This is a genomic window from Paraburkholderia silviterrae (assembly GCF_004353915.1).
Taxonomy (GTDB): domain Bacteria; phylum Pseudomonadota; class Gammaproteobacteria; order Burkholderiales; family Burkholderiaceae; genus Paraburkholderia; species Paraburkholderia silviterrae.
The window spans coordinates 64,285-72,432 of the sequence record NZ_SMRP01000030.1; the positions used below are offsets into that span (position 1 = coordinate 64,285).

Annotated in this window: 8 protein-coding genes; 5 read left to right on the forward strand and 3 right to left on the reverse strand. The window is 65.2% G+C overall.

The annotated features are described in order from the left end of the window. Nucleotides 1-213 precede the first annotated feature (213 nt). Nucleotides 214-861: a response regulator gene (locus EYW47_RS34295; RefSeq protein ID WP_133199251.1), complete on the forward strand. Its 648-nt coding sequence runs from the start codon at nt 214-216 to the stop codon at nt 859-861. A gap of 129 nt (nt 862-990) precedes the next feature. Beyond that, nucleotides 991-1,401: a response regulator gene (locus EYW47_RS34300; protein ID WP_133199252.1), complete on the forward strand. Its 411-nt coding sequence runs from the start codon at nt 991-993 to the stop codon at nt 1,399-1,401. A gap of 78 nt (nt 1,402-1,479) precedes the next feature. Here the strand turns inward: EYW47_RS34300 and EYW47_RS34305 are convergent, their stop codons facing one another. Continuing rightward, nucleotides 1,480-2,055 carry a pyridoxamine 5'-phosphate oxidase family protein gene (locus tag EYW47_RS34305; RefSeq protein ID WP_133199253.1) on the reverse strand — a complete coding sequence of 192 codons (576 nt, stop codon included), beginning with the start codon at nt 2,053-2,055 and terminating at the stop codon, nt 1,480-1,482. 7 nt (nt 2,056-2,062) lie between these two features. After that, a complete protein-coding gene (locus tag EYW47_RS34310; RefSeq protein ID WP_133199254.1) occupies nt 2,063-2,767 on the reverse strand; it encodes an SDR family oxidoreductase in 705 nt (234 codons plus the stop codon). A 133-nt stretch (nt 2,768-2,900) separates the two neighbouring features. Between EYW47_RS34310 and gcvA the strand changes: the two genes are divergently transcribed. After that, complete coding sequence (gene gcvA / locus EYW47_RS34315; protein ID WP_133199255.1) at nt 2,901-3,806, forward strand: transcriptional regulator GcvA; 906 nt, start codon at nt 2,901-2,903, stop codon at nt 3,804-3,806. 39 nt (nt 3,807-3,845) lie between these two features. Here gcvA and EYW47_RS34320 read toward each other — a convergent pair whose 3' ends face one another. After that, complete coding sequence (locus EYW47_RS34320) at nt 3,846-4,745, reverse strand: LysR family transcriptional regulator (protein ID WP_133199256.1); 900 nt, start codon at nt 4,743-4,745, stop codon at nt 3,846-3,848. A 164-nt stretch (nt 4,746-4,909) separates the two neighbouring features. Here EYW47_RS34320 and EYW47_RS34325 point away from each other — a divergent pair, with 164 nt between their 5' ends. Next, complete coding sequence (locus EYW47_RS34325) at nt 4,910-6,406, forward strand: M20 family metallopeptidase (RefSeq protein WP_133199257.1); 1,497 nt, start codon at nt 4,910-4,912, stop codon at nt 6,404-6,406. Between the two features lie 11 nt (nt 6,407-6,417). Beyond that, the gene (locus EYW47_RS34330) at nt 6,418-7,698 is read left to right on the forward strand and encodes an MFS transporter (RefSeq protein ID WP_133199258.1); all 1,281 of its coding nucleotides are present in this window, start codon (nt 6,418-6,420) and stop codon (nt 7,696-7,698) included. The last annotated feature ends 450 nt before the right edge of the window (nt 7,699-8,148 follow it).

The following is an 8,148-nucleotide window of genomic DNA, read 5'->3' on the forward strand; positions in this document are numbered from 1 at the left end:
CGATTGGCAACAGCGGCAACAGCGGCAACAGCGGCCAACCGCAGCCAACGGGCGGCTAGCAGCCGCCCACGCTGGCCCGGACCGGCCCGCCCCTTGTTTCGCGTGACGCCTGTGGCCTATGCCTCGCGATTCGGTTGCGCTCGCCACGGCCGGCGCCAGCACCATCGCAATGACTGACCCACAACCAGCGGTACAGCTGGAGGACGCACACTGATGACCCAAGTTTTGATCGCCGATGACCACGCGCTCGTGCGCGACGGTCTGCGCCATATCCTGCAAAACGCCAGCGGATTCGACGTGGCGGGCGAGGCACGCGACGGCGTGAGCACGATCGCGCTGATCCGCTCGACACCGGCGCAAGTGCTGCTGCTCGATCTGTCGATGCCGGGACGCAACGGCGTCGAGCTGATCAAGCAAATCAAGGAAGAAAAGCCCGAGTTGCGCATACTCGTGCTGACCATGCACGCCGAGCAGCAGTACGCAGTGCGGGCGTTCAAGGCCGGCGCGTCGGGCTACCTGACGAAGGAAAGCGCCGGCAACGAGCTGGTGTCGGCCGTGACCAAAGTCGCGGCGGGCGGCGTCTACGTGAGCCTCGCCATGGCCGAACAGTTCGCACAGAGCCTGAACGAGCCCGTCGACGCGCTGCCGCACCAGCGCCTCTCCGACCGTGAATTCGACGTGTTCCGCCGCATCGCCGCCGGCGAGACCATCACGGAAATCGCCCAGGAACTCTGTGTGAGCGCGAAGACCATCAGCACCTACAAGACGCGCATCCTCGAGAAGATGCGCCTGCCGCACGAGGCCGCGCTCGTGCGCTACGCCATGCGCCACAAGCTCTTCGACGACCACGACGACGTTTGAACGCGTCCCGGTCCGAACGCGACCCGGTCTGAGCGCGTAGGAATCCACCTACACGACTTCCGTTTTCCCTACCCGAAGTTCAACCCCGGCCGATTCCCGTCCACCCTGGCGGCAACGATACTTCGGCACATGGACGCGAACCTCTTATCGGCAGAATTGAAGGTCTTCCTCGTCGAGGATTCGGCATCGCTGCGGCGCCGGATCACGGCGCTGCTGCATACGATTGCCGGGGTCCGCGTGGTCGGCGAAGCCGAGGAGATCGCGGCGGCGCTCAGAGGCATCGCGGCGGGCCGCCCCGATGTCGTGATCACGGACTTGCGCCTGGCCGGAGGAAGCGGGCTCGAACTGGTGCACGCGCTCGCGCGCCGCGGCCCGCCGGTCGTCATGGTCGTGCTGACCAATCAATCGAGCCAGCCGTTTCGTGAGGCCTGCCTTGCGGCGGGCGCGCATTATTTCTTCGACAAGACCAGCGAGATCGACAAGGCGCGCAAGACCATCGAACGGCTTGCCGAGGCGCACAACCAGCGAGTGATGCCCTAGGGCCTGTTCACGCTAATAACAGGCCCGGGTAGAGAGCCACGTGCGTCGCGGTGCGTTCGCATCCAGCGCCACACGCGCCTAGGGCGTCACCCAGCCGCCATGCCATGCACCGTCCTGGCGGCAAAACTTCGCACGCGCGTGACGGTTGGGAGACAAGTCCAGATAGTCGATTTTTTGCACGTCCACCGTGACGAGGCAAAAATTCTCGAAGCCCGCCATTGAATCGGGCGTGTTGCCCGGCGCGGTGTGCGCCTCCTCCGGCGAGGCAATGGGCGTGCCGGGCGCCAGTTGCGCACGGTAGACAATCAAGCTGTGAGGTCTGCTTAGCTTCCAGAGCGCCATCCTCTCCTCGAGGCTGTCCACCATCCGCGCGACGCCTTCCAGCCGGATCTGTATGCCCGCGTCCAGGTCACAGCCGAGTAGCGAGATTCGTGGGTCTTTGCCCAGCTCCAGGACCTTCTCCGAGCGCACGTCGGTATGAAAAATCAGCGAGCCCGCCTCCGGGCTGACGCCGCGCAGAACAATGGTGCGCACCTTGGGCCCGCCATCGAGACCCACGGTTGCGGCCTGAAGCATGGTGAACGGCGAACGCGTTGCCGCCGCGTTCGCGCCCGCACTCAGCATGGACCAGACGCGGTCGATCACATCACGCATCGCTGACTCAGACGGATTTGGTGACGCCACCGTCGACGCGGATGTTCTGGCCGGTAATGTAGGCCGCGCCATCGGAAGCCAGGAAGGAGATGGTCGCCGCGATTTCCTCGCTGGTTCCATAACGCTGCAGCGGAACGCTTTCGCGACGCTCTTCCAGGGCTGGCAGGCTATCGATCCAGCCAGGCAACACGTTGTTCATGCGAATGTTGTGCTTGGCCTGGTTATCCGCAAAGAGCTTGGTGTACGAGGCCAGGCCGGCGCGGAACACGGCCGAGGTGGGGAACATCTCGCTCGGCTCGAAAGCCCACGCGGTGGAGATGTTGATCACCACACCGCCTTGCTGCTTCTGCATGATGGGCGCGACGAGCCGGGTCGGGCGAATCACGTTCATCAGGTAGGTGTCCATGCCACGATGCCAGTCTTCGTCGGAGATCTCGAGGAGCGGGCCCCGCGGACCATGGCCGGCGCTGTTCACCAGCACGTCGATGCGGCCCCAGCGCGACACGGTCAGGTCGACGAGCTTGCGAAGATCGTCGTTCGACTGATTCGAGCCCGTCACCCCCACGCCACCGAGCTCCGCGGCAAGCGCTTCGCCTTTGCCCGAGGACGAAAGAATCGCAATCTTGAAGCCGTCGGCAGCGAGGCGCCGCGCGGCGGCAGCGCCCATGCCGCTCCCGCCTGCGGTCACAACGGCCACTTTTTCTACTGTCATGGTGTTAATCTCCGGATGTTGGCGACGCTTTGGACATGCCGCAAAATGTGCTGCCTGGTGCAAATAGCATAGCATCGGCGCACGCTCCCGGCGCCGCAGTTTCCATCCCGGTTCGCAGTAGAAAAACTATCGCATGAAAGATCCGAACGAGCCGCTTCCGTCGCTCAATGCGCTACGCGCCTTCGAGGCGGCAAGCCGCCACCTGAGCTTTCGCCGGGCCGCCGAGGAACTGGGCGTCACGGAGGGAGCCGTCGGCCAGCATATACGCGGCCTCGAAACGGCGCTCGGACTCAAGCTCTTCGAGCGCCAGCCGCGCAGGCTCACGCTAACCGAAAACGGGCAGAGCTATTCGGCGAGCGTGCGCCGCGCATTCGACCTGCTGGTCGAGGCCACGCAGGCGCTGCGGCCCCAACCGCTGAGACTCGCGATTAGTGTCACCCCGACGTTTGCCGCCAAGTGGCTCATCCCGCGGCTGCCGGGCTTCACGGCGGCGCACCCGGAAATCGATTTGCGCATCGTGGCTACGGAGCGGCTCGCGCATTTCCAGACCGATGGCGTCGATCTCGCGGTGCGCTATGGCAACCCGCCATTCGGGGCGGGACTCAATGCCGAGCTATTGTTCGACGACGTTCTGATTGCCGTGGCCGCTCCGCGCTCGCTTGCGGGCGCTCGAAAGAGTAACGGCATGGTTGCGCGGCACGCGTTACTGCACGACGCGCACAATCTCTGGCCGCAGTTTCTGGCGCAGCTCCATCAGCCCCTGCCGTCGGCCGCGGAAAAGAACATTCGCTTCAATCAAACTTCGTTGGCGATCGACGCGGCGCTGGAAGGGCAAGGCATCGCGCTCGCGCATTGGGCGTTTGTCGCCCGGGACGTTGCGGCGGGGCGCCTCGTGCGCGTCTTCGACGATGAATTGCGCACGGGCGCCGGTTTCTATCTCGTGTTTCCACGCAAGCTTCAACATCCCGGGTCGGTCGCGCAACTGCGCGACTGGCTCCATCATCAAGCATCGATATCGACGCCGATCGCAACGGCTTGACGCCTCTGGCCGCGTTGCCCGCCACAAGCGAGGCCGCCTTCACGACGCGCGTTCGATCTCCGCGATCAAGGCCCTCAGCACTTGCTCGATCGGGCGCGAAAGCCGCCGTTCGCGCATCGTCATCACGCACAGGTTGCGCTGGTTGAGCAGCGGCTCGTCGAAGCGCCTGGCGACCAGCGAAAGATCGTTCGCGAGACCCGAAAGCGAGAGCTTGCTGCCGAGCGTGATCGCGCCGGCCAGCGACGCGAACGCATGCAACGCGCTCGAATTGTTGCTCGTGAGGATCGGCTCGAGCGTGATGCCATGCCGCGCGCAGCATTCGTCGAACAACTGGCGGGCGGTATTGCCGCGCGCGAGCAGCGCGACGGGATAGTCGCGCAGATCCGCGAGCGTGAGCGACGCACGCCGCGCCAGCGAGTGCCCGGGGGCGAGCAGCGCGCAGACCGGCGCCTCGGCGCTGTATTCCACCTGAACCTTCGCCGGGTCTCCGCTCGAAAACGCCAGCCCCAGGTCCACCTCGCCCGTGGCCACCCACTGCTCGACCTGCGAAGGCGTGCCCGAGCGCAGATCGAAACGCACCTGCGGCGCGCCGGCGTGATGCCGCGCGAGCACATGCGGCAGGAACGAGCGCGTGAAGCCCTCGGTGCAGCCGATGCGCACGATGCCGCGCCCGAGCGCCTTGGCCGTGGCAATTTCGGCGAGCACGGCGTCGCCTTCGAGCAGCGCTCGCCGCGCGTGCTCGGCGAGCCGCTCGCCCGATTCGGTCAGCACCATGCCGCGCGGCATGCGCTCGAAGAGCGCCGTGCCCACGTCCTCCTCGAGCTTGGTGATCTGCCGGCTGATTGCCGAGACGGCGACGTGCAGGTTCTCCGATGCCGCAGCCAGCGACCCCGTGCGCGCGACCTCGACGAAGTAGCGCAAGGCGATTCCATGAAGCATCGGCTTATCCGTTCAGTGCCCGCTTGGTGTACGCCGGCGTCAGTTTTTGCGTTGCCATTTTGGCAATAGTATCCGCAAATTTTGAAATTGTTGCGAATTTTTGGCGTTTCTAGACTGCTTTCATTTCCTGCAATTTCCCGCCTGAAGGCAAGAGAGGAGCCACTTTGAACGAGACCCGACAAACCGAGTCGCGCCAGACCGGGTCGCGCCAGACCGAGTCGCGCCAGACCGCCATCGACCGCGCGCTGCGCGTCTACGACTCAGGCCAGTTTCTTGGCGATCTCCAGCGCCGCGTGAGCTTTCGGACGGAAAGCCAGAATCCCGCCCAGGCCGACGCCGTGCGCGCCTATCTCACCGACGAGGTGACGCCCTCACTCGCGCCGCTCGGCTTCACGAGCCGCATCGTCGAGAATCCGGCGGCCGCGCGCGCGCCGTTGCTGATCGCCGAGCGCATCGAGGACCCGGCGCTGCCGACCGTGCTGACCTATGGTCATGGCGACGTCGTGCGCGGCTACGACGAACAGTGGCGCGAGGGCCTCGCGCCCTGGACCATCACCGTCGAAGGCGACCGCTGGTACGGCCGCGGCACCGCCGACAACAAGGGCCAGCACTCCGTGAACTTCGCCGCGCTCGCCGCGGTGCTCGACGCGCGCGGCGGCAAGCTCGGCTACAACGTGAAGCTGATCTTCGAAACCGGCGAGGAAATCGGTTCGCCGGGCCTCGACGAAGTCTGCGCCGCGCATCGCGACGCGCTCGCGGCGGACGTCTTCATCGCCTCGGACGGCCCGCGCGTGCTGGCCGAGCGGCCCACCCTCTTTCTCGGCTCGCGCGGCGGCGTGGCGTTCGAGCTGCTCGTCGATTTGCGCCGTGGGGCCCATCACTCGGGCAACTGGGGCGGCGCGTTGCGCAACCCGGCCATCGTGCTCTCGCACGCAATCGCGAGCCTCGTCGACCGGCGCGGCGCCATTGCCGTGGACGGCCTGCGTCCGCCGCCCATTTCGGCGAGCGTGCGCGAGGCGCTCGCCGACATCGTGCTCGGCGGCGACGAGGACGCGCCCGCGATCGACCTGGACTGGGGCGAGCCCGGCCTCACGCCCACCGAGCGCGTGATCGCCTGGAACACGCTCGAAGTGCTCGCGTTCAAGGCCGGCAATCCCGATGCGCCCGTCAACGCGATTCCGCCGACGGCCAAGGCGACCTGCCAGCTGCGCTTCGTGGTGGGCACGGACGCCGGGAGCGCCGGCGAGCATCTGGAAGCGCATTTCGCGCGGCTCGGCTTCGACGACGTGAAGGTGCGCGTCACGCAGATTTCCGCGGCCACGCGCCTCGACCCCAACGACGCCTGGGTGCACTGGGCGCTCGAATCGCTGCGCGCGTCCACGGACAAGAAGCCGGCGCTGCTGCCGAACCTGGGCGGCACGGTGCCCAACGACGTGTTCGCGTACACGCTCGGCCTGCCGACGCTCTGGGTGCCGCACTCGTACCCGGCCTGCGCGCAGCACGCGCCGAACGAACACCTGCTCGGCTCCGTCGCGCGCGAGGCGCTCGCCGTGATGGCCGGACTCTGGTGGGACTTGGGCGAGGACGCCGCGCGCCTCGCCTCGACGCACTCGCAGGCACAGACACAAGCCCCGCAGCCCACCGACGCCGTTCTCCAATAAGGCACGCCGCCATGTCCGCAAAGCAACCCGTGAGCCTTGTGAGGCTCGTTATCGCCACCTCCGCCGGCAACGCACTCGAATGGTTCGACATCGCCATTTACGGGTTCTTCGCGGTGTACATCGGCAAGCACTTCTTTCCGGCCGTCAACGAAACCGTTTCGATGCTGCTCACGTTCGGCACCTTCGGCGCGTCGTATCTGGTGCGGCCGATCGGCGGCGCGGTGCTGGGCGCGTATGCCGACCGGCGCGGGCGCAAGGCTGCGCTGATGGCTTCGGTGGGCCTCATGATGGTCGGCACGGCGATCATCGCGCTCGTTCCCGACTACGCGGCCATTGGCGTGGCCGCGCCGCTCGCGGTATTCGCCGCGCGGCTCATCCAGGGCTTTTCGGCGGGCGGCGAGTTCGGCGCGTCCACGGCCATGCTGATCGAGCACGCCCCGCACCGGCGCGGTTTTCTCGCGAGCTGGCAGTTCGCGACGCAAGGCCTCGCGACGCTGCTGGCAGCCTCGTTCGGCTATGGCCTCGCGCGTCTCATGCCGAGCGCCGATCTCGCGGCGTGGGGCTGGCGCCTGCCGTTTTTCTTCGGATTGCTGATTGGTCCGGTGGGTCTCTATCTGCGCCGCTATATCGAGGACGCCGAGGACTTCAAGCGCGCCGCGCGCACCGAAACGCCCGTGCGCGAAGTGCTGGGCCAGCAAAAGCGGCTCGTGCTCACGGCTATCGGTTTGATAACCGTTTCGACGGCGGTCAATTATCTGCTTCAGTATATTCCGACCTTTGCTATACGGCAGTTGCATTTGCCTGCGGCGACCGGGTTTGCGGCGACTATGGCGGGTGGTGTGATTCTTACGGTCGTTACGCCGTTTGCGGGGTACTTGTCTGATCGCATCGGGCGGCGCACGCAGATGACCTGTGTGGCGGTGCTATTTCTCGCTAGCGCGTATCCCGGTTTCGTGTGGGCGACTAGTCATTCGAGTGCGCTTCCGCTGTTCGTGCTGATCGCGTGGCTGGCGCTCCTGAAGTCGATATATTTCGGTGCCCTGCCCGCGCTCATGGCAGAGATTTTTCCGTCCGCTACGCGTGCTACGGGCATGTCTATCGGATATAACATCGGTGTCACCGTGTTTGGTGGGTTTACGCCGGCTGTCGTTACCTGGATGCTCAGCGCTACCGGCGATAAGAGCGCTCCTGGATATTGGCTGATTCTTACCGCGATGATTAGTTTGGCGGCGCTGGCTTATGTTAGTCGCGTGAAAGTTGCGGTTGCTGTTTCGCAGCAAGCGGTCGTATAAGTGGGGGTTTTTTGAAATTTTTATTGGTGGGATTTGGTGCGGGTTTTAGTGATTTGGCCTTTCCTTGTTTTCATGTCGGTATATTGGTGTTGCCCCTGTGCGGGGCGGCACCTACTTTTCTTTGCAGCCGCAAAGAAAAGTAGGCAAAAGAAAGCGGCTCAAACCGCCAGTGTGACGCAGTCCACCACTGCCCTGTAAATCGGAGCGGCTCCGGGGCATCCGTCTCCTCGCACATTCCGCCTTAGTGACAAAGGGCTCATCCTTCCCGCCACGCGCTACGCGCGGGCGGAAGGGCCTGCAAGGAAAACCGGGCGTGCTGCTGGCGAATGCGCGGTAGTACTGTCGATCAAATACACTGGAGTCCTACGAAAACGCGTGCGTCCCACCGGTTTTAGTTATGCCCCACGGCGCGCGGAGCGCCGCCGGATGGATGAGCCCTTAGTCACTCCG